General features: G+C 63.8%; 20 protein-coding genes. 9 read left to right on the top strand and 11 right to left on the bottom strand.

The window, feature by feature from the left end:
• Positions 1-89: 89 nt before the first annotated feature.
• A complete protein-coding gene (locus AC1DQK_RS08705) occupies positions 90-2,528 on the bottom strand; it encodes a TonB-dependent receptor (RefSeq protein WP_477869474.1) in 2,439 nt (812 codons plus the stop codon).
• Positions 2,529-3,167: 639 nt separating this feature from the next.
• Between AC1DQK_RS08705 and AC1DQK_RS08710 the strand changes: the two genes are divergently transcribed.
• From AC1DQK_RS08710 to AC1DQK_RS08720, 3 genes are all read left to right on the top strand, one after another.
• Complete coding sequence (locus AC1DQK_RS08710) at positions 3,168-3,947, top strand: SDR family oxidoreductase (RefSeq protein ID WP_477869476.1); 780 nt, start codon at positions 3,168-3,170, stop codon at positions 3,945-3,947.
• A gap of 128 nt (positions 3,948-4,075) precedes the next feature.
• On the top strand, positions 4,076-4,954 hold the full coding sequence (locus AC1DQK_RS08715) for an LLM class F420-dependent oxidoreductase (RefSeq protein ID WP_477869478.1): 879 nt from the start codon (positions 4,076-4,078) through the stop codon (positions 4,952-4,954).
• A gap of 294 nt (positions 4,955-5,248) precedes the next feature.
• Positions 5,249-6,403 (top strand): hypothetical protein, encoded by a 1,155-nt coding sequence (locus AC1DQK_RS08720; protein ID WP_477869480.1) that lies wholly within the window; start codon positions 5,249-5,251, stop codon positions 6,401-6,403.
• A gap of 126 nt (positions 6,404-6,529) precedes the next feature.
• On the opposite strand, the gene AC1DQK_RS08725 is transcribed toward AC1DQK_RS08720, so the two are convergent.
• Genes AC1DQK_RS08725 through AC1DQK_RS08740 form a run of 4 tightly spaced genes read right to left on the bottom strand, consistent with a single transcriptional unit; the run spans position 6,530 to position 10,415 of the window.
• The gene (locus tag AC1DQK_RS08725; protein WP_477869481.1) at positions 6,530-7,321 is read right to left on the bottom strand and encodes an enoyl-CoA hydratase/isomerase family protein; all 792 of its coding nucleotides are present in this window, start codon (positions 7,319-7,321) and stop codon (positions 6,530-6,532) included.
• Positions 7,318-8,079 (bottom strand): SDR family NAD(P)-dependent oxidoreductase, encoded by a 762-nt coding sequence (locus tag AC1DQK_RS08730; RefSeq protein WP_477869483.1) that lies wholly within the window; start codon positions 8,077-8,079, stop codon positions 7,318-7,320. Before AC1DQK_RS08730 ends, AC1DQK_RS08725 begins: the two co-directional genes overlap by 4 nt.
• A 13-nt stretch (positions 8,080-8,092) precedes the next feature.
• Entirely contained in the window at positions 8,093-9,277 is a 1,185-nt protein-coding gene (locus tag AC1DQK_RS08735) for an acetyl-CoA C-acyltransferase (RefSeq protein WP_477869485.1), read from the bottom strand.
• Positions 9,278-9,287: 10 nt separating this feature from the next.
• Positions 9,288-10,415: an acyl-CoA dehydrogenase family protein gene (locus tag AC1DQK_RS08740; RefSeq protein WP_477869487.1), complete on the bottom strand. Its 1,128-nt coding sequence runs from the start codon at positions 10,413-10,415 to the stop codon at positions 9,288-9,290.
• Between the two features lie 92 nt (positions 10,416-10,507).
• Here AC1DQK_RS08740 and AC1DQK_RS08745 point away from each other — a divergent pair, with 92 nt between their 5' ends.
• Entirely contained in the window at positions 10,508-11,134 is a 627-nt protein-coding gene (locus AC1DQK_RS08745) for a TetR/AcrR family transcriptional regulator (protein ID WP_477869489.1), read from the top strand.
• Between the two features lie 34 nt (positions 11,135-11,168).
• Here the strand turns inward: AC1DQK_RS08745 and AC1DQK_RS08750 are convergent, their stop codons facing one another.
• Positions 11,169-12,176, bottom strand: coding sequence for an inorganic phosphate transporter (locus AC1DQK_RS08750; RefSeq protein WP_477869491.1), 1,008 nt, complete (start codon positions 12,174-12,176; stop codon positions 11,169-11,171).
• Between the two features lie 2 nt (positions 12,177-12,178).
• Positions 12,179-13,294 carry a DUF47 family protein gene (locus AC1DQK_RS08755; RefSeq protein WP_477869888.1) on the bottom strand — a complete coding sequence of 372 codons (1,116 nt, stop codon included), beginning with the start codon at positions 13,292-13,294 and terminating at the stop codon, positions 12,179-12,181.
• 320 nt (positions 13,295-13,614) lie between these two features.
• Between AC1DQK_RS08755 and AC1DQK_RS08760 the strand changes: the two genes are divergently transcribed.
• From AC1DQK_RS08760 to AC1DQK_RS08780, 5 genes are all read left to right on the top strand, one after another.
• Positions 13,615-13,965 carry a UrcA family protein gene (locus AC1DQK_RS08760; protein ID WP_477869493.1) on the top strand — a complete coding sequence of 117 codons (351 nt, stop codon included), beginning with the start codon at positions 13,615-13,617 and terminating at the stop codon, positions 13,963-13,965.
• 317 nt (positions 13,966-14,282) lie between these two features.
• Positions 14,283-15,038 (top strand): trehalose-phosphatase, encoded by a 756-nt coding sequence (otsB, locus tag AC1DQK_RS08765; RefSeq protein WP_477869495.1) that lies wholly within the window; start codon positions 14,283-14,285, stop codon positions 15,036-15,038.
• Positions 15,035-16,831 carry a glycoside hydrolase family 15 protein gene (locus AC1DQK_RS08770; RefSeq protein WP_477869497.1) on the top strand — a complete coding sequence of 599 codons (1,797 nt, stop codon included), beginning with the start codon at positions 15,035-15,037 and terminating at the stop codon, positions 16,829-16,831. Before otsB ends, AC1DQK_RS08770 begins: the two co-directional genes overlap by 4 nt.
• Positions 16,828-18,216 (top strand): alpha,alpha-trehalose-phosphate synthase (UDP-forming), encoded by a 1,389-nt coding sequence (locus tag AC1DQK_RS08775; protein WP_477869499.1) that lies wholly within the window; start codon positions 16,828-16,830, stop codon positions 18,214-18,216. The genes AC1DQK_RS08770 and AC1DQK_RS08775 overlap by 4 nt, the downstream gene beginning before the upstream one ends.
• A gap of 167 nt (positions 18,217-18,383) precedes the next feature.
• Entirely contained in the window at positions 18,384-19,652 is a 1,269-nt protein-coding gene (locus tag AC1DQK_RS08780; protein WP_477869501.1) for a DUF3422 domain-containing protein, read from the top strand.
• Between the two features lie 198 nt (positions 19,653-19,850).
• Here AC1DQK_RS08780 and AC1DQK_RS08785 read toward each other — a convergent pair whose 3' ends face one another.
• The 4 genes from AC1DQK_RS08785 to AC1DQK_RS08800 all read right to left on the bottom strand — a co-directional run bounded on the left by AC1DQK_RS08785 (position 19,851) and on the right by AC1DQK_RS08800 (position 24,114).
• Positions 19,851-21,380, bottom strand: a complete 1,530-nt coding sequence (locus AC1DQK_RS08785) for a hypothetical protein (protein WP_477869503.1) — start codon at positions 21,378-21,380, stop codon at positions 19,851-19,853.
• Between the two features lie 75 nt (positions 21,381-21,455).
• A complete protein-coding gene (locus tag AC1DQK_RS08790) occupies positions 21,456-22,457 on the bottom strand; it encodes a YifB family Mg chelatase-like AAA ATPase (RefSeq protein WP_477869505.1) in 1,002 nt (333 codons plus the stop codon).
• Complete coding sequence (locus AC1DQK_RS08795) at positions 22,454-23,065, bottom strand: hypothetical protein (protein WP_477869507.1); 612 nt, start codon at positions 23,063-23,065, stop codon at positions 22,454-22,456. Before AC1DQK_RS08795 ends, AC1DQK_RS08790 begins: the two co-directional genes overlap by 4 nt.
• 185 nt (positions 23,066-23,250) lie before the next feature.
• Entirely contained in the window at positions 23,251-24,114 is an 864-nt protein-coding gene (locus AC1DQK_RS08800) for a hypothetical protein (RefSeq protein WP_477869508.1), read from the bottom strand.
• Between the last annotated feature and the right edge of the window lie 358 nt (positions 24,115-24,472).

Consider the following 24,472-nt stretch of genomic DNA (forward strand, 5'->3'; position numbering starts at 1 on the left):
GGCCTGGACGATCATATTCTGTGCCCTGTGCGGCGGACGGGCTCGGCTTTCGTCGAAAGCTCCGCCCGCCCGCAGCACATGTGCCTGGTCTAGAACTTGAACCCGGCCTGGACGAACAGCTTGCGGCCCTCGCTCAGGTTCAGGATCACGTCGTCGCCAGTCGCCGACTGGAACGGCCGCGGGCCGCTGGATGTCACCGTGCGCTTGTCCCCCAGGTTCGTGCCGATCAGGGCCACCGACCAGCGGCCATCCTGAGGGCCGAAGGAGGCGGCCAGGTCGAAGCTGGTCGACGAGCCTTGAACATAGTCGGACAGGCTGCCGTCGCGGGTATAGTAGCGGCTCTTGAACTGCACGTTTCCAGTCAGGTCGAGGGCGAAGTCGTTCCCCACGGGGGTGTGGAAGTTGGCCGCGGCATTGCCGGACCATTTCGGCGCCCCGGAAGACGCGCGGCCCTTGAGATCGCCGAGCGGCGCATTGTCGGGGTCGGGGATGAACGTCTTGGAATATTTGGCGTCGGTGTAGGCGAGCGCACCATAGAGTGTGAGCCCCGGGACATCGGTCACCCACCTGAAATCGACGTCCGCGCCCTTGGATGTCAGCTCGCCGGCGTTCGTCGTGCGGAACTGCACGGCCCGGCCGTCGAAGATCTGCAGTTGCAGGTTGTTGAACTTGTAGTCGTAGATCGAGACATTGATCGTGAGCTTACGATCGAGCCATTGCGACTTCATGCCTATTTCGCCGCCCTTGGCGGTTTCCGATTTATAGATCAGTGCGGCGGCGGTCCGGGCCTTGACCGCGGGATCCGCGCTCGACAGGCCAAGCAGTGCGTTGGACGGCAGGGCGCTGTTGTCGATGCCGCCGGACTTGTAGCCCTTCTTGTACGCCGCATAGAAGTTGAGGTCCCTGGTCGGCTGGTAGCTCAGGGACACTTCCGGCGAGACGTTGCTGTCCTTGTAATTGATCGGATCAGCGACGAAGCCGCTCGGCGCAAAGCCGAAAGCGCTGCTCAGAATGACGTTTTCGTAGGGGATCGAGATCAGCTGGTCCTTCTTCTCATGGGTCCAGCGCACACCGCCCGAAAGCTTCAATTGGCTCGTGATGTCGTAATTGACGCTGCCGAAGGCTGAAACCGCATCGGTATGCGTAAGATGTTCCTTGAACCAGTCGGAGGTGTTCCCCGTGATCGGGTCGGGACCGGCGAGGACAGCGATGTTGATCCCGTTCTGCGACGTGTTGTACTCGATGTGGCGCTTTTCGTAGAAGCCGCCGAGCATGAAGTTCAGCGGGCCGTCGAAGCTGCTGGTCAGCCTCGCCTCCTGGCTGAACTGGCGCAGCTTGTTGAACGCCAGGCCAGCGCCGGTGCCAAAGCTGGCCCCGCCCAGCACGCCGCCATAGCTGAAGGCGTCGAAATCGACGGAGTTCTGATCGAGGTAGCCGGTGATCGAGGAGACGGTCAGCTGGTCGCTGAGCTTCCAGTCGAACTTGAGCCGGCCGAAATAGATGTCGGAGCTCGCGTAAGGCACGCCATGGTGGAAATCTTTCCCGAGCGGCGCCTGTATCGCCAGCGGCGCTGCGATGTCCGGCAGGACGTAGCGATTGCCGGAGATGTCGCAGTTGTAGCCGGCCGGGATCAGGAAGGCGCCACCGGCCAGGCTGATCGGATCGGCGACGCCGTTATTCCCGCAACCGATCACGGAGTTACGGATCGATCCGTCGGCTGCGTGATGCACATAATTGATCTTGAGGTTGGCGGAGAAGGAATCCGAGGGCTTCCACTGCAGGGTGGCACGAGCGTTGGCGTTCTTCTCGCCGCGGTCGGGATGCCGCACGCCGGGCGCCGAATTATGCAGCACTTCCTTGATGTCGTTATACTTGCCCGCCAGCCGCAGGCCCAGCGTCTCGGTAAGCGGGCCGGAGGCGAAGGCTTCGGCGGTATAGCCCTTCTGCTCGAACTCGTAGGATGCCTTGCCGCCGAATTGCCAATGGTCGGTCGGATCCGCCGACTTGAACGACAGCACGCCGGCCGAGGCGCTCTTGCCGAAATATAGCGACTGAGGCCCCTTGAGGACTTCGACCTGTTGCATGTCGAAGAAGCCGGACTGCAGCACGCGCATGCTGCTGACGACGACGCCGTCGAAATCCAGTGCGACAGCCGAGTCAAACGCTGCGGAGAGATAGGAAGAACCGACGCCACGCAGGCTGACCTGGGCGCCTGATCCGGAACCGCAGCAAGACACGTTCAAAGTCGGGATGCGGCTCGCCACGTCTTCCGGCTTGTCGAGCTTGAATCGCGCGAGTTCGGCGCCGGCGATGGCAGTGATCGTCACGGGCACCTTCTGCAGGCTTTCGGATTGTTTGCGGGCGGTCACCACGATTTCCTGGATCGGCTGCGCCTCGGCCGTCTCTGCCGAGGCGGGCGCGCCGATGTTCAGCATGAGAAAGCACCCGACCGCCGTCATGACCGAGGTCGCGTAGGCGTCTGGCCGCATCCGTCGCTGGCCCTGGCTATGCTTGAAACCTTCTTCCATGCTGTATCCTTCCCCGTGTAACGTCCGGCGGTGTCCCGTCCGGCTTGTTGTTGTTCGTTGTTCGGAGCACGCGGCAGCCTTATTATAAGGCTTTAGCGGCATCCTTCAGTCAGGCTTCGTGCCGGCATCCGCTCGTCCTGCGCGTGCCCGGGGCCGGCCGTCCGCTCCATCAGCGGCGTTGGGGCCGCGACATCGTGCAAACTGTCGCCCTGCATCGAGGGGTCGGGCCGGCGAGGGTGTCGATTACCGCTTCATTTCGCCAAAGCTACCCCCTCTTGCGTCCCCCTGATCTGCATGGCGCAAGCTCGCCATGCAGCCGAAGATAACTGCTTCTTGATCGGTGCGCTGACAGGTGAGTTCAGGCGCCACCGAAGGAGAGTGTTCTCGGGGGCGATTGTGAGCAACTAACATAATTGGTGACGTGCCCCGTGCCTTACTGGAAGGGAAGCGCCACCGCTGCCTCGGGCGCCACGAAATATTGACAGCGGCCATCCGACCTTGCCGACGTTCATCGGCTTCTCTGAAATGTGCAGATAAAAGGGTCTTGAGGCATCTATTTCTTGGGCCCCGCCGTTGATCAACGGGGTCAAGAGTTTAGGGTGTGCCGAAGTTATAATCTACAGGTCAGGGAGAAATACTATGCAGTACTCCGGTCGGGTTGCCGGCAAGGCGGCGTTGGTCACGGGAGCTGCCCAGGGACTAGGGGCTGCCATCGCGCATATGCTGGCGCGGCATGGCGCGCAGGTCATGCTGGCCGACGTCAACGGCGACGGCGCCCGCGAGCAAGCGAAAGCGATCAACGATGCCATGGGCGCCAAGGTGGCCTATGCTGCCTTTCTGGACGTGACCGACGAGCAGTCCTGGCCGGATGTGGCGGCCGCGGCCGCCGAGCGCATGGGCAGCCTGTCGGTACTGGTCAACAATGCAGGCATCGCCCCGGTGGGATCGATCGAGAATCTGCCGACCGAAACATGGCATCGGGCGATGGCCATCAATGTCGACAGCATATTCTTCGGGACCCGCGCAGCCCTTGCGATCATGCGCGCTCATCAGCCGGGTTCGATCATCAACATATCGTCGATTTCGGGCTTGATCGCTTATCACAGCTTTGCAGGCTATAACGCGTCCAAGGCGGCCGGCTGGATGCTGACCAAGTCGATCGCGCTTCATTGTGCGCATGAAGGTCTGGATATCCGCTGCAACTCGGTTCATCCGACCTTCGTCGATACCCCGCTGCTCGACACGTTGTCGCGCGGCGCGCGGGATGTGCGCAACGACAAGCTGGCGCGCCAGATACCAATAGGTCGCATCGCCCAGCCTGACGATGTTGCCTATGCGGTACTCTATCTCGCGTCCGATGAGAGCCGAATGATGACTGCGTCGGAGATCAAGCTCGATGGCGGCATTTCGGCGATGTAGAGCTTGTCGGAACAGGCTCGCGCGCATGCGCGGTTCCGGCTCGGTCGATGCTGGACAGGCATGATCAGCCTGCATATGGTCTGCTGCAAAGCCAAAAGATGGCCGAGCGCTCGAGAGAGCGCTGGAGGATGTCGATGAAGATTGGGGCGGTCTATCCTCAGACGGAAAGCGGGACGGTAGAGTCGCTCGAAAAGATCGGGCAGGCCGTGGAGGCGATGGGATATGCCTCGCTTCTCATGTACGACCATGTCGTCGGTGCCGTCCACGAAAACCGCGATCCCCCGCTCTGGGGCCCTTACACCGACAGGGACCCGTTCCATGATCCGTTCACGGCATTTTCCTTCCTCGCCGGCATCACCAGGCGGATCGAGTTCGTCACCGGCATCCTGATCCTGCCGCAGCGCCAGACCGCCCTCGTCGCCAAGCAGGCCGCCGATCTCGACCTCTTCTCGCGCGGGCGCCTGACGCTCGGGGTAGGTACGGGTTGGAATTATGTCGAATATGATGCGCTCGGCCAGGACTTTCACAAGCGTGGGAAGAAGCTCGACGAGCAGATCCCCTATCTGCGCCGGCTATGGAGCGAACCCCTGGTCAGCTTCGAGGGAACCTTCGACAAGATCGACCGGGGCAACATCATCCCGCGTCCGAACCGCCCGATCCCGATTTTCTGCGGCGGTTTCGGAGAGGCGCCATATCGCCGTGCGGCGAGGCTGGCCGATGGGTTCATCTTCGCAGCAGGCCTGGAAGACAGCGCGCTTCCTGGCTGGAAGCGCTTGCGCGAACTGCTTGCGGAGGCCGGGCGGCCGGTTGAAGGCTTCGGCGCGCATTTGATCCTTCACGACAAGGGCGGCCGCGGCCCCGACGTTGCCGACAGCGTCGATGGTTTGCGCCGCTGGCGCGATGCGGGGGGCACCCATGCCAGTGTCGGCACGATGCATCGCGGCTATCGCACTCCAGAGGAACATATCGATTTCCTCGCCGAGGTTCTGCAGCGCGTCGATCGCTAGCGGGGCGGGCAAAGGACTGCGGAAGTTCACATCCGCCCCAGCAGCGGCACAAACTACGAGGCTCGCAATGTGTCGGGCATCGAAAGCGCCCGGCGCAACCCATAGCGCACCCTGATCGCCACAGGCCTGCGCCGGGGCCGGCTCCACCATGGCCCGCGAGAAGCCGGGTGTCGGCCTGCCTCGGCAAGCTACTAAATCAGATTAACTCTGAATAGGCATCCCGAGTAGATTTTCAATGCAGACCGGGCAGTGTAACCGTAACTCTAAACAAAAACACGGGATAGAGCAGGAGATATGGCGATACGTCCGCTGGTAGTGCGCCTATATGAAAAACGCGGCGAGGGTTCTGTCATCAGAACGGCCGAAACTGACGATGCAGGCGTGGTAACTTGGGAGATGTGTGGCGACGTCGTGCCGAGCCCGGTAGATAACAAGGATTTTGCAGTCTGTGCGTTCCTGCACAGGGCCATGCGTCTGGGGCGCGACTTGCACATCGCGGCGCCTGTTTCTCGCAGGATGCTGGAGAATGCGGAGCAATATGCGGCCATATGGAGTTGCTGGCGTCCGTATTATCACAAGATGAAGGTGACCGCCGACGAGGAGATGGATTGCCCGAAAGCGTCGCGGGAGGGCGCTGTTGTCGCCTTCTCGGGCGGTGTCGACGCGACCTTCACCGTTATGCGTCACCAGGAAAAAAGCGCGGGCCGCGCAAGCTGCGACCTCAGAACAGCCATATTGATCCATGGCTTCGACATACCGCTGGTGGACGACAAGGCTTTCAAGATTGCGCTATCGGCCTCCCGAGCAACCCTGGCATCGCGATCAATACCTGTTTCGAGCTGTCGGACGGATTGGAAAAACAAGATCTGTGATGACTGGGAGATGGAGTTCGGCGCGGGACTGGCCGCCGTCATGCATCAATGGTCGGGCGACGCGGGGACGGCATTGCTGGGCTCAGACGAGGATTATGGGCACCTCGAGTTGCCTTGGGGATCCAATCCCCTGACCATCCCCTATCTGTCAGGCGACATGGCCATCCGTTATGACGCCGGTGAATTCACGCGCTCGACGAAGATCGAGGGGTTGGGGCAGTGGCCGGAAGCCCTCGCGAATCTCAGGGTCTGTTGGCAGGGGCCAATGACCGGCAGGAATTGCGGAGTTTGCGAAAAATGCATCAGAACCAAGCTCAACTTTCTCGCGACCGGGCAAGCCGTGCCACCAGCCTTGGGCAGTCTTGGGCCAAATCAGATCGCTGGCCTGAAGGCGTATAATCCGGTGCAGGTCGCCTATCTCGACGACATAGTGGAAACGGCGCTGAAGAACGGGATCGAGGCGCCTTGGGTAAATCAACTTCGCCGTCGCATCCGATATTTGAAGGCGCGCTGCAAGCTGAAGCAACTGATCCTGCCGACACTCAATCGCATGCGCAGGTCGGAACCTGTCCTGTGAGCCGGTCCTGTCGATGCGGAGCACGTCACCTGCTCGATCGTGATGCCGCGTGAAGCGGTAACGAAGTGGGTCTCGCCGGCTCAGCCAGCATAGGCGAAGGCGGGCCGGCAGTTCCTGTGCTGATCCTTATTTGAGGCCTGCGAAGTCGGGCTTGCGCTTGGCTAGGAAGGCCGCGACGCCCTCGCGGCCTTCGGGGCTGGCGATGTTGGCGGCGATGCCGCGCGCTTCGAGTTCCATCTGGACTTCCCAGCCATTGTCGAATGCGGAAAGCAATAGCGCGCGCGACGTGCCGATCGCGCGGGTAGCCGATCGAGCGAGGCCGGCGGCGAGCTTCGCACCTTCGTCGGCCAGCGCCTCATCGTCGACGACCCGGGTGATCATCCCGATCGTCTCGGCCTCTTCGGCGTCGATCCGGCGATTGGAGATGATGATCTCCTGAGCCTTGCGCAACCCAACGAGGCGCGGCAGCAGCCAGGTCAGGCCGCCGTCGGGGCTTACCCCCAGCGCCCCATAGGCTGCCGAAAACTTTGCCGATCGCGCGGCGAGCACGATGTCGCCACATAGCGACAGCCCAAAGCCGGCGCCGGCCACGGGCCCATTGACCAATATGACCAGCGGCTTGTCCATCCGGGCGAGGCGGGACATCGCCATGTGCAGCGTGCTGGCAAGTTCGCTGACCACGGCGCCTACCTGGTCGCCCGACGACGCCATCACTGCGATGTCACCACCGGTGCAGAACATGCGGCCCGCGCCGGTGAGGACGACGCAGCGGATCGTGGGGTCGCTGTCGCATTGGATCGCCGCCTGCACCAGCGCGCTGCCCAGCGGGAGATCCAGTGCATTGCCGGCGGCGGGCCGGTTAAGCGTGATCTTTGCGATCGGGCCGTCGCGTTCGAAGAGGAGGGGACTGTCGGTCATCGCGGTGCCATCCGGATCGCGCCGTCCAGCCGGATCACTTCGCCGTTGAGCATCGGATTGCGGACGATGCTCTCGACGAGCAGCGCATATTCGGCCGGGTTGCCAAGGCGGCTCGGATGCGGCACCTGCTGGCCGAGCGAGTCCTGCGCTGCCTGCGGAAGGCCCTTCATCATCGGCGTCATGAAGATCCCCGGTGCGATCGTCATCACGCGGATACGGTGCTGGGCGAGGTCCCGCGCAGCGCACAGGGTGAGGCCGACCACGCCGGCCTTGGACGCAGCATAGGCGGCCTGGCCGACCTGGCCGTCATAGGCGGCCACCGAAGCGGTGTTCACGATCACGCCGCGTTCCTCGCCGAGCGGTTCTGCCGCGATCAGGCGCGCCGCGAACTTCGACAGGACGTTGAACGTGCCGATGAGGTTGATGTCGACAACCTTACGGAAAATATCGAGCGCGTGAGGAGTCCCGTCCTTGCCGACAATGCGTGCCGGCGGCGCAATGCCGGCGCAATTCACGAGGATACGGGCGACGCCGTGTTTTTGTTCGGCTTCGGCCAGCCCAGCGGCGACGCTGGCGTCGTCAGACACGTCGACCGGCACATAATGGCCGCCGATCCCGGCAGCCGTTTCCGCGCCAATTTCCGCGTTGAGGTCGAAGATCGTGACCTTCGCGCCATTTGCCGCGAGCAGGCGGGCGGTCTCTCCGCCGAGCCCCGAGGCGCCACCGGTAACGATGGCGGCAATTCCGTTAAGATCCATGAACTTCTTCCCCTCAGACGATTTCGACAGCGAAGGCGGTAGCCTCGCCGCCGCCGATGCACAGGCTGGCAACGCCGCGCTTGAGTCCGCGGTGCTCGAGTGCGCCCAGCAAGGTGGTGATTACCCGCGCGCCGCTGGCGCCGATCGGATGGCCGAGAGCGCAGGCGCCGCCGTTGACGTTCAGCTTCTCCGCAGGGATGTCGAGTTCCTTGGCGGCGATCATCGCCACCACGGCGAACGCCTCGTTGATTTCGAACAGATCGACATCGCCGACGGCCCAGCCGGCCTTCGCGAGCAGCTTGCGGATCGCAGGGACCGGCGCGGTGGTGAACAGCCCCGGCTCATGCGCATGCGCTGCGTGCGCCACCACCCTGGCGACAACGGGCAGCCCGAGCTTCTCGGCCACGCTCGCGCGGGTCATCACCAGGGCGGCGGCGCCGTCGGAGATCGACGAAGCATTAGCGGCGGTGATCGTGCCGTCCTTGGCGAAGGCGGGCTTCAGTGTCGGGATCTTGTCGGGACGCGCCTTGCCAGGCTGTTCGTCGCGCTCGATGGTGACGGTGCCGCCGCGCGTCTCCAAGGTCACGGGCACGACCTCGCGGTTGAACGCGCCGCTGTCGATCGCGGCATTGGCGCGGCTGAGCGAACGGATCGCATAATCGTCCTGCGCCTCGCGGGTGAACTGATAGTCGCGCGCCGAGTCCTCGGCGAACGCGCCCATCAGCTTGCCCGGGGTGTAGGCATCCTCGAGGCCATCGAGATACATCGAATCCTTGACGACATCATGGCCGATCCGCGCGCCACCACGATGCTTGGCAAGCAGGTAGGGCGCGTTGGACATGCTCTCCATGCCGCCGGCGACGATGATATCGGCACTGCCGGCGGCGAGCGCGTCATGCGCCATGATCGCAGCCTGCATGCCAGATCCGCACATCTTGTTGACGGTGGTGGCTTCGGCCGACATCGACAGGCCCGCGCCGAGCGCGGCCTGGCGGGCGGGGGCCTGGCCGAGACCCGCGGGCAGCACGCAGCCCATGAAGATCTGCTCTACCTGGCTGGTGTCGATGCCGGCGCGCTCGACCGCGGCCTTCACTGCCGTGGCGCCAAGCTCAGTGGCCGAAGCGCCCGCAAGCGCGCCCTGGAAACCACCCATCGGGGTGCGGGCATAAGATGCGATGACAATCGGATCGATGTTCATGATGCTATCCTCAAAGCGCGCGGGCGATCACCATCCGCTGAATGTCGGAAGTGCCCTCGTAGATTTGGCAAACGCGGACGTCGCGGTAGATTTTGGCCAGGCCATATTCCTCCAGATAGCCATAGCCGCCGAGCGTTTGAAGGGCGCCCGAGACAATGGCTTCAGCCGCCTCCGACGCGAACAGCTTGGCCATCGAGGCTTCCTTCAGGCAGGGAAGCCCGGCGTCCTTGCAGGTCGCGGCATGTAGGACGAGGTGGCGGGCGGCCTCCAGCCGGGTGGCGAGGTCGGCCAGGCGAAAACCCACCGCCTGATGCTCAATGATCGGCTTGCCGAAACTCTTGCGGTCGCGGGCATAGCCGATTGCGATCTCCATCGCCGCCTGCGCCATGCCCACGCATTGCGCTGCGATGCCGATCCGCCCGGCCTCGAGATTGGCGAGCGCGATGTTGAGGCCGCGCCCTTCCTGGCCGAACAGCAGGTCATCCTCGACGAATAGATCGTCGAAGCGGATCGCGCAGGTGTCCGACGCGCCCTGGCCCAGCTTATGTTCTATCTTGTCGACCGAAAATCCCGGCTTGTCGGTGGGCACCAGGAAAGCGGAGATGCCCTTCTTGCCCGCTTCCGGATCGGTGACGGCGAACACCATGACCAGCCCGGCGATGCTGCCGGAGCTGATGAACTGCTTGGCGCCATTGAGTTTCCAGCCGCCGTCGGCACGGGTGGCGCGGGTGCGCAACGCGGCCGCGTCCGATCCAGCGTCGGTTTCCGTCAGGGCGAAGGCGCCGATAATGCGGCCACCGATCAGCTCGGGGAGGAAGCGGGCCTTTTGATTCTCGGTCCCTTCCTTGAGCAGCCCACCGACCAGCAGGCTGTTCTGGATCGAGAGGATCGTCGAAAGAGCGCCGTCGGCGGCGGCGATCTCGATCAGCGAAAGCGCATAGGAAACATAATCTGCCCCGGCGCCGCCGACCGATTCGGGCGCGACCATCCCCATCAGGCCGAGACCGGCAACCTCCTCGAACAATTCCTTGGGATAACCCTTGGCCGACTCAAACGCCTGACTGCGCGGGCGGATACGTTCCTGGGCGAAGTCTCGCACGCCATCCCTGATGGCCGACTGGGTCTCCGTAAGAATCATGAAACCTCTGCGATTGGGGGTGGTTACTCATCAGTAGATTGCATCCCCATCGGTTTCATGTCAAGCAGCGATCAGGGTCATTGGAAGCCGAAGTGCAGCTGGAAAACACCGAATCACCGTTTCGTACGCGCGAGCAGAAGGCCGAGGAGCGCTCGGCCAAGCGCCAGGCGGTGCTGCTCGCGGCGGTGCGGATGTTCAACGAGCGTGGCTTCCATGCGACGTTGCTCGACGATGTGGCAGCGAGCCTCGGAATCTCCAAGCCCACCATCTACCATTATCTCGGCAACAAGGAGCAGGTGTTGCTCGAATGCGTCGCGATCGGACTTGAGCAGTTTCTCGATGCCGTCGAGGAGGCGCACCGGACACCAGGCATGGGGCTCGACCGGCTGCGCCATTTCCTGCGCCGCTACGCCGAGATCAACATGGACGATTTCGGCCGCTGCGTGATACGGACCGGGGTGGAGGCGTTATCCCCCGAGGGCGCGCAGAGCCTTCGCGAGCGCAAACGCCGGATCGACAAGGCGATGCGCGATCTGATTGAGGATGGCATGGCGGACGGATCGATTGCCCGCACCGATCCGAAGATGCTGGCGTTCACGGTAGCGGGCGCGCTCAACTGGCCGGCGCGCTGGCATGCACCGGGCGGCGAGTTGAGCGCCGCGGACATTGCCAGGCAAATGGTGGATATATTGACCGAAGGACTGGCGCCGCGCACCTGACTCCCCCTCCCGCAGTGGCGGCAGAAGGGAGGCGTCAGCCCATCAGCCCGACCAGCCAGTAGAAAGCCGCTGCAATTGCCGCGGCGGCGGGCAGGGTGACAACCCAGGCGATCACGATGCTGCCGGCGACGTTCCAGCGTACCGCCGACAGCCGCCGGGAGGCGCCGACACCGACGATAGCGCCGGTGATCGTGTGGGTAGTCGACACCGGCACGCCGAGCCAGGTCGCGGCGAACAGCGTGATCGCCCCCCCGGTTTCCGCGCAGAAGCCCTGCGCCGGCGTCAGCCGGGTGATCTTCGATCCCATGGTGTGGACGATCCGCCAGCCGCCGAGCAGCGTGCCCAGCCCCATTGCCGACTGGCAGGTGATCACCACCCAGAAGGGGACGTGGAATTCGCCACCGAGCATATGCTGCGAATAGAGCAGGACGGCGATGATCCCCATCGTCTTCTGCGCGTCATTGCCGCCATGGCCGAGCGAATAGAGCGACGCCGACACCAGCTGCATCCGGCGGAAGCGCTTGTCCGCTGTTGTGGGGGTTACGCGGACAAAGGCCCAACTGGTGATCAGCACCAGCAGCAGCGCGAGAAGCAGTCCGACCGTGGGCGACAGGATGATCGCGAAGCTGGTCTTGAGTACGCCGGACCAGACCACCGCCGACAGGCCGGCCTTTGCGGTGCCGGCGCCGATCAGGCCACCGATCAGGGCGTGGCTCGACGAGGAGGGAATGCCGAGCAGCCATGTGATCACATTCCAGCTGATCGCGCCCATCAAGGCGCCGAAGATCACCTGGGCATCGACGATGTCGGCGTCGACGATGCCCTTGCCCACCGTCTCGGCGACATGAAGACCGAAGAAGAGGAAGGCGATGAAATTGAAGAAGGCCGCCCAGGCAACCGCATAATGTGGCTTGAGCACGCGTGTCGACACGACCGTCGCGATCGAGTTGGCGGCATCGTGCAGGCCGTTGAGAAAGTCGAACGCCAGCGCGATGCCGATCAGCCCGACCAGCAGCGGGAAGGAGAGGAGAGCGCCTTCCATCGTCAGGCGTGATCGAGCACGAGGCCCTGGATCTCGTTGGCGACATCCTCGAACCGGTCGGTGATCTTCTCGAGGTGGCTATAGACCTCGCGGCCGATGATGAACGCCATCGGTGATGTGTCGCCTTTCGCCTTGAACAACGTCTTCAGGCCGGAATCGTGGATCTCGTCGGCATGGCCCTCGAGCTTGACGATCCGTTCGGTCAGGCTGTGGAGCCGTGCGGCGTTGCGGCCCAAGTCGCGCAGCAGCGGCATCGCATCGGCGGTGATCCGTGCCGCCTCGACGATGATTCCCGCCATGTCGCGCATCTGCGGCTCGAACGTCTTGAGTTCGTACAGGGTGATCGCCTTGGCGGTCTGGTTCATCTGGTCGATCGCATCGTCCATCGAGCCGATGAGGCTGGTGATCGCCGTGCGGTCGAACGGCGTGATCAGCGTCTTGCGGACATCGACCAGGACGTCGCGGATGATGTCGTCGGCATCATTTTCGCGATCGAAGATCTCCTGGCAGTGGATCGGCATGTCGGCGCCGCCCTGCAGCAGCCGGCCGAGCGCGTCCGCGGCGGTGACGGTCAGCGCCGCATGCGCCTCGAACTGTTCGAAGAAGCTGCCTTGCTTGGGCAGCAATGCCTGGAACCAGCGCACTATGGTGAACCTCTCTGCTGTGTGGCGGCGGGTCGCCGCCACAAATCTCTCGGTAAGTCCGGGATTCCACACCGGCGGGTGGAATGTCGACAATATGTCCTTCAGCTCGGGCTCGTCGACCGCGGCGGCGGCGTCGGCCGGCGCGAACCAGCGCAGTTCGCGCTCGTCCTGCTCCGGCCACTCGTCGAGCTGGGTCGTCACTGAAAATGGAAAGATGTCGACCGTCGCCGGGCGGGACGTGCCGTTCTTGCGGGTCTTGCGATAATTATAGCTGCCGATCGCGAAGGGGCAGGCGATGCCCACCAGACCGGCTTCCTCATAAGCTTCGTGGCTCGCCGCCTCGTGGCTTTTGAGACCCTTGATCCGGTTGCCCTTGGGCAACACCCAGCGCCGCGTATCCCGCGAGGTGATCAGCAGCACCTCGATCTGGCCTGCTGGGCTGGTGCGATAGGGCAGGACGGCAATCTGGCGAATGATCTGATCCCCGGTTCGGTCGCTTCACCTACAAATGTGACGATCCTGTTGCAATCGCCTTGGGTGATTCAAAATTTCCCGTCGCCGATCGGCGGGTGTCGGGTCCTTCCTGTCGTTCGTCGACTCCGGCGATGCGTTTGTCGGCCGCCATGCGCCTTGGTGGAGGCTTTGGCGCGGTCGGTCGAAGCGGAAATGCGCGGCGCGCGTGCCTGGCCTATCTCCTTTCCAACGGCAGACCACCCCGGTGACCGGGCCGCCGCCACGCAGATTTACCGGATGAAGGTCGCCACCCAAGTCCGGAACGCAACAGGAGATATGACATGACCCGTTCGACCACTTTCTTCGCCGCCCTCGCCGTCGCCGCCGCTACCGCTGCCACCGTCTCGTTCCCGGCCCAGGCCGCGGAAGTGACCCAGACCAGCGCGGAAGTCCGCTACGGCGATCTCGATCTCGCCAGCCAGGACGGTGCCCAGGCTCTCAAGGCCCGCGTCATCCGCGCAGCCAAGCAGGTCTGCTCTGCCGATGGCGACAAGTCGCTCAAGGCGCTGTCCCAGTCCGAGAGCTGCACCAAGGTCGCTATCGCCCGTGCGATGCCGCAGGTCGAGCTGGCACTGGCCAACGCCGGCACCCAGATTGCCGAGAACAGCCGCATGAACGTCGCGGCGCACTGATCGCTCCGCCTCCCGGGGTCCCCCAGCCCCCCTATCGCCCCGGGAGGCACCCATGTTTCGAGATACACGCGGCGGACTGGCAATTTCCTCCGCGTGGGACGCACCCTCGGGTTCCCTTGCCCGGGGGTGCTTTCCGTTTTCCTCACTGCCTCCGGGCAGCTCGCGCACGCTCCCCGTGCGCGCCGACCGGCTTCCAGCAGAAGCGCCGACGGAACTGAACGGCGGCTCCACGCGTCCTCTGCCTGGCTCAACCCGGATTTCCACGGAAGAGCTGCGTCATGACCGAACCCCGTCCTTCATCGCCGTGAGGAAATTGCATGTCGACCCGGCCCAGCCAACCGGTGCTCGCGCCCCCGCCGCGGATCGAGCCTTCGAGCCACAGCCTGTTCGTAGACTTCGATGGAACGCTGGTGCCGCTGGTCGACCGGCCGGACCTGGTCCGGGCCGATTCCGAATTGACCGAGCTGCTGGAGGCGCTCCATCGGCGCTTCCCTGGTCGGCTGGCGCTGATCAGCGGCAGATCGGTCGAGCAGCTCGACCGGATGATCGGGCCGATCACGCAGATCATCGCCATCGCCGGCAGCCATGGCGCGGAGGTCCGCCACGACGGCCGGCTGATCCAGCCGCCACGGCCGGCCGGTCTCGATGCCGCCATAGCCGAGGTGCGATCCTATGGCGCCGGGCATCCCGAGATGATCATCGAGGAAAAGAGCCATGGCGTGGCGATGCACTATCGAGTCGCCCCCATCCTCGAGGAGCCGGTGAAGCGGCAGGCCTATAAAATCGCCGAGCGAACAGGTCTGGAAGTCCAGCCGGGCAAGATGATGGTCGAACTGCGCGGCCCCGGCTGGGACAAGGGCGGGGCCGTCGACGCCCTGCTGGCCGGCCCCCCCATGACCGGGACGCTGCCGGTGGTGATCGGCGACGACCTTACCGACGAGCCGGCGATGCGGATCGCGGGCGAGAAGGGCGGCTTCGGCATTCTCGTCGGCGCCCGGCGGGAAACCGCCGCGCTCTACGGCCTGGGCGATGTCGGGGCGGTCCGGCACTGGCTGTGGGACATGGCCGCATGACCGCGACGCTCGATCTCTGGCCGATCGGTAATTGCCAGGTGTCGGCGCTGGTCGATCGCGCCGGGCGCTTCGTCTGGGCGTGCGTCCCGCGCGTCGACGGCGATCCGGCCTTCTGCTCGTTGCTGGACGATCATCCGCCATCGGCCGAGGGCGCACGCGGCTTCTGGGAGATCGACCTGGAAGGCGGCGTCGAGACGCACCAGGAATATCTGCGCAACACCGCGATTCTCATCACCCGTCACAGCGATGGCGCGGGCAATGCGATCGAAGTGACGGACTTCTGTCCAAGGCACTATCGTCATGGCCGGATGTATCGTCCGGTCGCCTTCGCACGGATCGTGCGGCCGATCGCCGGAAGCCCGCGCATCCGAGTCAGGCTGCGTCCGGCCTATGACTGGGGGGCGGCCGATCCGACGACGACGCAAGGGTCCAACCATATCCGCTACCAGCTGAGCGACACGACCCTGCGTCTCACCACTTCCGCTCCGCTCGGCTGGATCCAGGCCGAGCGGTTGTTCCGAGTGGAGCGCCCGCTGCATTTCTTTCTCGGACCTGACGAGAGCTTCGTCGGCGACATCGGCGGCGCGCTCGACACCATGCTCAAGCATACCGCGGCAGAATGGCGCCAATGGACCCGCGCCCTGGCGACGCCGGTCGAGTGGCAGGAGGCGGTTATCCGTTCGGCCATCACCCTGAAGCTGTGCCAGCACGAGGAGACCGGGGCGATCGTCGCGGCGCTCACCACCTCGATCCCGGAACATGCCGGCTCGGAACGCAATTGGGACTATCGCTACTGCTGGATTCGCGACGCCTATTACACGGTGCAGGCGCTCAATCGCCTCGGCGCGCTCGACGTGCTCGAATCCTATCTCGAATATCTGCGCAACATCGTCGACAACGCCAAGGGCGGGCATATCCAGCCGCTTTACGGCGTCGGCGGCGAAGCCGTTCTGACCGAGCGCGTCGCGCCGGCGCTGTCGGGCTATCGCGGCATGCGGCCGGTGCGGGTCGGCAACCAGGCCTATGAGCAGATCCAGCACGACGCTTATGGCCAGATCATCCTTTCCAACGCCCAGGCCTTTTTCGACCGCAGGCTTTACCGGATGGCGGGCATAGAAGACTTCCGCGCGCTCGAACGGGTCGGCGAGCATGCCTGGGATGTGCACGACAAGCCCGATGCCGGGCTGTGGGAGCTGCGCACCAAAAGCCACGTGCATACCTATTCGGTGGCGATGTGCTGGGCGGCCTGCGACCGGCTCGCCAATGCCGCCGAGGCGCTCGGCCTTCCGGCGCGCGAGCGCTTCTGGCGCGACCGCGCCGGCCATATCCGCGCCCGCATCGAACGCGCCGCCTGGCGCGAGGATACTCAGCGTATCTCCGCAACCTTCGGGGGCGACGATCTCGACGCGAGCCTGATCCAGCTGCTCGACCTGCGCTTCGTGAAGCCGGGTGACGAGCGCTTCCAGGGCACATTGCGGGCGGTCGAGGATGGATTGCGGCGCGGATCGCACATGCTGCGCTACGCGACTGAAGATGACTTCGGCCTGCCGCATACCGCTTTCAATGTGTGCACCTTCTGGCTGATCGAAGCATTATGGCTGACGGGCCGAACCAATGATGCACGCGAACTGTTCGAGGAAATGCTGTCGCGGCGGACCCCGGCGGGGCTGCTGTCGGAGGACATCGATCCTGCGACCGGCGAACTCTGGGGCAACTATCCGCAAACCTATTCTTTGGTCGGCATGATCAACTGCGCGACCCTGCTCAGCAAGCCGTGGAGTTCGGTGCGATGAGTCGGCTGATCATCGTCTCCAACCGCGTCCAGCCGCCGACGGGCGAAGGCACTGGCAGCCAGGGCGGCCTCGCTGTCGCCCTGTCGGCGGCGCTGCGCGAATCGAGCGGGATCTGGTTCGGCTGGTCGGGCGACATCACCGATCAGTTCACCGGCCATATCAACCTGCAGCGCAACTACGGCGTCACCACCGCGACGATCGACCTCGAGGAGCAGGACGTCGACGAATATTATAACGGCTATGCCAATCGCACGCTGTGGCCGCTATTCCATTACCGGATGGACCTGGCCGAGTTCGAGAGCGGCTTTGCCGAGGGCTATGAGCGGGTCAACCAGCGCTTCGCCGAAACGCTCGAACCGCTCATCGAGCGCGACGATCTCGTCTGGATTCATGATTATCACATGTTCCCGCTCGGCCAATATCTGCGCGACCGCGAGGTTGCCAACCGGATCGGCTTTTTCCTGCACATCCCGTGGCCGCCCTACCGGCTGCTGCTGTCGCTGCCCAATCACCGCCAGCTGGTCGAGACATTGTTCGCCTATGACGTGGTGGGCTTCCAGACCCAGGATTCGCTGACCAGCTTCCACGACTATGTAACCCAGGAGATGGGCGGCACGATCGCCGAGGATGGGCGGGTGACGGTTGACGACAGGTCGATACGGGCGATCGCCTGCCCGATCGGGATCGACACCGAGAATTTTGTGGCGGCGTCGCAATCCGCGCCCGCCCGCTATGCTTATTACCGGATGCGCCAGAGCAGTTCGGGGCGGGACATGATCATCGGCGTCGACCGGCTCGACTATTCAAAGGGCCTGGAGGAACGCTTCCTCGGATATGAACGGCTGTTGCAGGGCGAGGAAAAGCTGCACGGCGAAGTCTTCCTGCTGCAGATCGCCCCGCCCTCGCGTGGCGACGTGCAGAGCTACCGCGAGATCCGCGCCTCGCTCGACGCGCTGTCCGGCCGGATCAACGGGGCTTATGCCAATGTCGAATGGGTGCCGATCCGCTACGTGAATCGCGGCTATCCGCGCGATCGGCTCGCGGGCATCTACCGCGCCGCCAAGATCGGGCTGGTGACGCCGCTGCGCGACGGCATGAACCTGGTCGCCAAGGAATATATCGCCGCGCAGGACCCGGAAGACCCCGGCGTGCTGATCCTGTCGCGCTTCGCCGGCGCAGCCGAGCAGCTGACCGAGGCGCTGCTGATCAATCCCTATAGCCCGGAGGAGATCGCCGATGCGATCACGCTGGCGCTCGATATGCCCCTCGAGGAACGCAAGGCGCGATGGCGCGCCTGCATGGACAATATCGCGGCCGAAGACGTGATCTGGTGGCGCCGGCGCTTCACCGAGGCGCTCGAGTCGGTGACGCAGTCGGTCGGCTGAGCAAGAGGGCGCACATCCTCCTCAAAATCGGCATCCTGACCTGATCCGGGTCCGACGCGTGACATATCGCACCCGCGCGGCTATTTATTTTCTGATGCTGCGATGCGGCAATGGGCATGCGCTGGAGGAATATTCTGTCTGACGGTCGTCCGATCGATGAGTTCCGCATGCTAGCGCGAAGCCATCCGCTACGAGCGTCGCTCTCCGAGGAAATGCACGTCCGCAAGTTGCCGCATTTCCACGCACCCGCGCGGCTGATGCAGATCGTCACGCATGTCGGCGAAAAGGGCATCGAGGATAGCCGCCTCCATGTCGAGGCGCTCTGCGCGCGCCACGATGTCGCCATTCCCGCCAGCGCCAAATATTTCATATGCCGGCTCGGTGAGTTCGAGCTGGTCTGGGAACGCCACACCGAGGTCGCGAGCTACACATTCATCCGCCGCGACATGCTCGATCCGGGCTTCAGCAGCGAGCCCTTCGCCGCGCTGGCGGACGACTTCGTCGCGCAGCTTCCGGGCGAGGTGATCCGCGCGACCCAGATTGCCCTGGTCGGGCGCGATGTCGCACCCGATCTGCTCGATAGCCTGACGCGGTTTTTCTCGGCCGACGATCTGATCGTCTGCGATGTGATGGATGGGCGCGCCCGCCTCTGGTCGGATTTCCGGTTGCACGCGGACGGCTTCGGCCGCCTGCTGATCGCCGATCACGGCCTCGAAGGCGCCGAACCCGCCCAACTCATCCAGCGCGTGCAGGAGCTGGGCAATTACCGCAACATGGCGTTGCTTGGGCTGCCGCTGGCGCAGAGCCTGACCCCACGGGTGACCGCGCTGGAGCAACGCCTGTCGGCCCTCACCGACGCCGTCGCCGAGCGCCTGTCGGACGATGAGGGGCTGCTCGACGAGCTGAGCTTCCTCTCGGCCGAACTGGCGCGGCTGATGGCTGACACCAGTTACCGGATGAGCGCCACCCGCGCCTATGCGCAGCTCAGCACCGATCGGCTGCACAGCCTCGCCACCCGTGCGGTGCGCGGCCATCCGACCCTGGTCGACTTTACCGAGCGGCGGCTGATCCCGGCGATGCGGACCTGCAATTCCTTCTCGCAGCGGCTCGAGGATCTGTCGCAGCGCGTCGCCTGGACCAGTTCGCTACTTCGCACCCGCGTCGACACCGCGCTGGCCCGCCAAAACCGCGACCTGCTCGACTCGATGGACCGCCGCACCCACCTCCAGCTCCGCCTCCAGCAGACCGTCGAGGGGCTCTCGGTGGTGGCGATCAGCTATTATCTGGTCGGGTTGATCGGCTATGTGTTCAAGGGGCTGCACGAGGTTGTGCCGGTCCTGAAGCCCGAACTCGCGACAGGCCTTGCCATACCGCTGGTGGCGCTGTGCGTCGCGCTGGCGGTACGGCGCATCCAACGTACGCTGCACGCGGGATAGGGGCTCGGATCGTCGGCCTGGGCCGGGCCCGCCACCTTCAACTCACTACTGCGCCCCAGCGATAGCTGAGCGCCTGGCGACGGGGTGCGGCCGACGACCTGCGATTATGCGCCACCTCGAAGCAAATCATCGCGAACGACACATGGTCGAAAACACGCCACCACATCATCTTGTCCCCTTTTTCGGTCGATGCTTCGATTAGTGGATAGTCGGTGTCCACCAAATGTTGATGGCGCGGGGATGGCCGGTGGCGGGGATCGTCCAGCGGAGCCTGGCGTGATGCGTTGCCGCGATCCGGCTATCCATCTCACTGCCGCCAAACACCAGCAAATAGGTGCCGCCAGGCAGCCTCGTCATAGCTAGGGGCGGCCCCCGTCGACCGGGATCGACGAGATCGATCCCTTTGCCATGCGCGAGATAGGCCAGTGGCTGATAGAGCCACCAGTCCTCGGCGATCACCTGCGCCGGTCCGCTCACGGTCGTCGCCGCCAAGATGCACTCGACCGCCACCTGCTTGGGTTCGCGCAGCCCGGTCCAGAAGGCCGTTGCGGAGACGCTGCCCTCCCGCTCCAGCACGACGAAATAGCGTAACCAGAAGCCGACCAGAAGCGACGCCGTAATCGCTAGGGTAAACAGGATTGCGCGGCCCTCCCGTCCCGGTTCGGGGAACAGCCGCCGGATCAGCAGCCCAAGCGCCAGAACGGTCGGCACGATCAGCACCAGCGCATAACGTTCATGGTGCGGCTGCAGCGCTTCGTTGCCAGCGATCAGGAAGAAGGCCAGGAGACTGGCCACCCAGCCAGTGACAATGCCTGCGATCAGCCCGAAGCGTTTTCCCCATAAGCCGGCGGTGCCTACGGTCACCAGCAGGGCCAGCAGCGCCGCGCCGAACACGTCGGCGGCATGGCGCGCGACGCCGAGACCATGGCCGGTGACGAAGCTGTATACGGTCTCGCCCGACAGGAGGCGCTCAAATAGAAGCGGGAAGATCGCCCATTCTAGCGGCTGGGTGAGTCGGTCTTTCAGTCCAGCCATTCCGATGCCGACCTGCCCCTGCGAGGTGGTGATCGCGAGCAGGGCCAGCGCGGCGGCGAGGAGCGCGACATGAACACCGCTGCGCTTGAGTGCCTGTCTACGCCCGTGCCGCTCAAGGTCGGCGCCGAGGAAGGCGAAGGTCAGGAACGGCGCGGCGAATACGCTGGTCGGATGGACGATCAACGCGAGCGCAAAGGCAAGCGCCGAGAGCAGTGGCCGGCCTGCCAGTGCCGCCCAGCAAGAGGCGAGTATCACCAGGCCGATATGGCTCGGATCCCAGCCGAACCGCGCATAGACGATGTTCGCGGGCAGCGCCGCCATCAGCAGCAGCGCGATCATCGCGGTGGTGCGATCGAAGAAGCGTCGGCCGATTGCATAGGCCAGCCCCATCGCCGCAAGCGATGAGATCAGCGGGGGAATACGCAACAGCGTCACGCTCGGCGTGAAGATCGGCTGGAGCACAAGCATCCAGCCGATCTGCACCGGCCCAGGCAGATTTCCGCTCGGAGTCCGCCAACGCAACGCTTCGCCCCCGGCCCAGCGCTGCGCCTGCACCCCATACCAAGCCTCGTCACCATTGAGGCCGGGCAGCCGGTCGAGCGCATAGATGCGGAATATTATAGCGATCGCTATGATGATCCACGGCGCGGCCGCGATTATCCGGGACGACAGCGTGTCGGCGCGCGCAGTCATCGCCGGTGATCCAAGACCCGCGTCATGGCCATCGTCTCGCGCAGGATGAGCGCGATCTCGCCGCCCCACCCAGCCTCAACTCACCGCCGCCCGCCGCCGATAGCTTAGCGCTTCCGCGATATGCACCCGGCTCACGCCTTCCGCGCCCGCCAGATCGGCGATCGTGCGGCTGACCCGCAGCACCCGGTGATAGCCGCGCGCCGACAGCCGCATCGCCTCGGCGGCCTGCGCGAGCAGCTTGCGGCCTGCCTCGTCCGGCGTCGCGACGCTGTCGAGCAGTTCGCCGTCGGCCTCGGCGTTAGTGCGGGCGCCATGGCCGGTGAAGCGCGCGGTCTGGATCGCGCGGGCGGCGGCGACGCGGGCGGCGACTTCGGCCGAGCCTTCGGCGGGGGGCGGCAGCACGAGATCGGCGGCGCTGACGGCGGCGACCTCGACGTGGAGATCGATACGATCGAGCAGCGGGCCCGACAACTTGGCTTGGTAGTCCGTGGCGCAGCGCGGCGCGCGCGAGCAGGCGAGGGCGGCATCTCCGAGATGGCCGCAGCGGCAGGGATTCATCGCCGCGATCAGCTGGACGCGGGCCGGGAAGGTGACATGGGCGTTGGCGCGGGCGACCGAGACCTTGCCGGTCTCGAGCGGCTGGCGCAGCGAATCGAGCACCGCGCGCTGGAACTCCGGCATTTCGTCAAGGAACAGCACGCCGAGATGGGCGAGGCTTACCTCCCCAGGGCGAACGCGCAGCCCGCCGCCGATCAGCGCGGCCATCGACGCTGAATGATGGGGGCTGCGGAACGGGCGGGCGCGGATAAGCCGCCCGCCCTGCAACTCGCCGGCGACCGAGGCCACCATCGACACTTCCAGCGCCTCGGCGGGGGTGAGCTCGGGCAATATGCCGGGAAGGCAGGCTGCCATCAGCGACTTGCCCGCGCCGGGAGGTCCGCTCATCAGCAGATTGTATCCTATTACACCAGCGGTCACGGCCCTGTTGCGGGATAGTTCAAACGGGGTAAGTTTTACCTCTCGGCGTGGGATTTCCGAGTGGCGCGCTCTCAAGGAAGTGTAGCCGAAGGTCGTCAAAGGCCGAGCCGACGCCGTGCGAAACTCTCGAAGGCGTCGATTTCGAGCACGGCCTTGGTCGCACCCTTGTTGAGCTTCTCAATCCGCTCTTCAACGAACGGCTCGAGCATCTCGGGATCGCCATGCGTTGGATGGACGGTTCGCCAGTCCTGCAAATCGGTATCCCGCACCGGGAACGTATTGCGAGCGAGACAGGTCGCAAACTCTCTGATCACCTGCCAAGTTGCAAGCCATCGTTTGTTGAGGGTTGGATCGACAAAATTGTAACGCGACCCTTCCCAACGCGCCATGTTAAAAAGGGCTGCCGAGGCCGGATCATGATACGATCCCACCCCAAAGTCCTGTTCTCTAAGGAAATCCAGCAGGGACTGCGGTAGTGTCTTCACAATGCTGTCGAACAATGCAGTGTCGTGCGGGCTAGGCGTTCGACGCCCGCCTAGCTCCGCGAAGAGCCAAGCAAGGGCAGCCATGAGGGCAGCGCCGAACTTGGCAGCATCAATCTCTCGGGGATGATCGGGCCATAGCCCCACAATGATCGCTACAACGAGCGCGCATCCAGTGGTTATCCGGCCTTGATCTGTCGTTAGCTGCTGGAGGAACCTTGTCATCCTGTCCCTATCCCTTCCGGCGTTGGCAAGCGTACATCCTCTGCTTCCACGGCAGCCATCGGCCGTTCAGCAAGAACCATGAGCTACGCAGGCTGCGCCAGCGGCACGCTTGACGTCGTCGCAAGCCTGATCATTAACCTGCTTTTTGCTGGCATGGATGATGTCGATCTTTGCGCCTAAGCCCATCAGAACTGGTCTTTCAACGATTGGGTCACGCTAAACGGCGGAAAGTTAGCTGCACGCCGTGTGCTGTTTAGCAGGTCGTAATACTGCGCCCATGCAAACTCGTTCGCAATCTCGGCGGGCCGGTCATAGGAGTACATTTCGAGATAGTCGTCGATCTTGCCTGTGACACGATAGCGGGCTTCTGCGACGGGCGAAACGTAGAACCGAATGGCATAGCGAATGTTGTTCAGGAATTCCGCTAGTGTGCTGGCGTGGTACGCGAATAGATGCGTGTGAAACCAATCCCAACAATCTGGTAGCGCGGCATAGGCTTGGCTCTCGTTAATCGTAACGCCGTTCTCCCCGAGAATTTTTTGCAACTTAGCAGCCTGTCCGCCGAGACGAAGGAAGTTGTGCTTCCCAATGTCTCCGCCCATGCGGAGAAAGTCGATACGTTTGATAGTTAGATTGACCTTCACCTCGATGTTTGACAGCCATACCTCCGGGACGAAGGCAGAAGCCTCAAGCCATTCAGTGAAATCGTGAACCAGCGACGCGAGGAAATCGAGATCGGTTCCGATCAATGGGTTCTCGCAAATGCGCGCGAGGTAAAAGAGAGTGGTGTAATCGGTGGCCTTGCTGCCTTGGGGTGGCTTTGGCAGTCCGAAGGGTATTGGCCCTTGTCCCTTGCCAGTGACCGGCGAGAGAAAGTCCCGCAGCATGATTGCGAATTGCCGAAGGGTGTCTGACGTTTTGGGCAGGAGATTTGTGTTTTCCTTCTTCTCGCCCAGTGAGCAAAATATGGCATGGTTCACCATATCGTCCACCATGCCCATTACGGCATTCAGAACGATGGCCTCCTGCTCAAGCGTGGTGAATGTCATCGTGCCCCCTTAGGGGTCGAACTTAGCTTAATGTCCGATATGAGCGATAGCCGATCGCGCGCCATGTGCGGTGTACGGTCACAGCGCCACTGGGTGGGCTTGGCAGGAAAGCCAACCGGGATCGGCAAAGCCAGGAAAACAAGGATTTTGCGGAGTGGCATCAGGCGGAATTAGTACCAGTTTCAGTACCCACTTGCCGAATAGTCGGCGGGGGAGTGGCCGCGATCCGACGTGGTGCGGAATGGGAGTGATGAGTGGTTAGCGGTCATCCGTCGTCGAGTTGCTAAACGCCTCCACGCCAGACACATGCGACGGGGAAGATTGCAAACGCGATCAGCATAATCGCGAACGGATATAA

This window comes from Rhizorhabdus sp. P4_G5, assembly GCF_056401065.1.

Coding starts and splice junctions, on each gene's coding strand:
- AC1DQK_RS08775 (WP_477869499.1), top strand. CDS start 16,828: ATGAGTCGGCTGATCATCGTCTCCAACCGCGTCCAGCCGCCGACGGGC.
- AC1DQK_RS08705 (WP_477869474.1), bottom strand. CDS start 2,528: ATGGAAGAAGGTTTCAAGCATAGCCAGGGCCAGCGACGGATGCGGCCA.
- AC1DQK_RS08750 (WP_477869491.1), bottom strand. CDS start 12,176: ATGGAAGGCGCTCTCCTCTCCTTCCCGCTGCTGGTCGGGCTGATCGGC.
- AC1DQK_RS08730 (WP_477869483.1), bottom strand. CDS start 8,079: ATGGATCTTAACGGAATTGCCGCCATCGTTACCGGTGGCGCCTCGGGG.
- AC1DQK_RS08735 (WP_477869485.1), bottom strand. CDS start 9,277: ATGAACATCGATCCGATTGTCATCGCATCTTATGCCCGCACCCCGATG.
- AC1DQK_RS08785 (WP_477869503.1), bottom strand. CDS start 21,380: ATGACTGCGCGCGCCGACACGCTGTCGTCCCGGATAATCGCGGCCGCG.
- AC1DQK_RS08725 (WP_477869481.1), bottom strand. CDS start 7,321: ATGACCGACAGTCCCCTCCTCTTCGAACGCGACGGCCCGATCGCAAAG.
- AC1DQK_RS08720 (WP_477869480.1), top strand. CDS start 5,249: ATGGCGATACGTCCGCTGGTAGTGCGCCTATATGAAAAACGCGGCGAG.
- AC1DQK_RS08770 (WP_477869497.1), top strand. CDS start 15,035: ATGACCGCGACGCTCGATCTCTGGCCGATCGGTAATTGCCAGGTGTCG.
- AC1DQK_RS08780 (WP_477869501.1), top strand. CDS start 18,384: ATGCTAGCGCGAAGCCATCCGCTACGAGCGTCGCTCTCCGAGGAAATG.
- AC1DQK_RS08710 (WP_477869476.1), top strand. CDS start 3,168: ATGCAGTACTCCGGTCGGGTTGCCGGCAAGGCGGCGTTGGTCACGGGA.
- AC1DQK_RS08795 (WP_477869507.1), bottom strand. CDS start 23,065: ATGACAAGGTTCCTCCAGCAGCTAACGACAGATCAAGGCCGGATAACC.
- AC1DQK_RS08740 (WP_477869487.1), bottom strand. CDS start 10,415: ATGATTCTTACGGAGACCCAGTCGGCCATCAGGGATGGCGTGCGAGAC.
- otsB (WP_477869495.1), top strand. CDS start 14,283: ATGTCGACCCGGCCCAGCCAACCGGTGCTCGCGCCCCCGCCGCGGATC.
- AC1DQK_RS08715 (WP_477869478.1), top strand. CDS start 4,076: ATGTCGATGAAGATTGGGGCGGTCTATCCTCAGACGGAAAGCGGGACG.
- AC1DQK_RS08760 (WP_477869493.1), top strand. CDS start 13,615: ATGACCCGTTCGACCACTTTCTTCGCCGCCCTCGCCGTCGCCGCCGCT.
- AC1DQK_RS08800 (WP_477869508.1), bottom strand. CDS start 24,114: ATGACATTCACCACGCTTGAGCAGGAGGCCATCGTTCTGAATGCCGTA.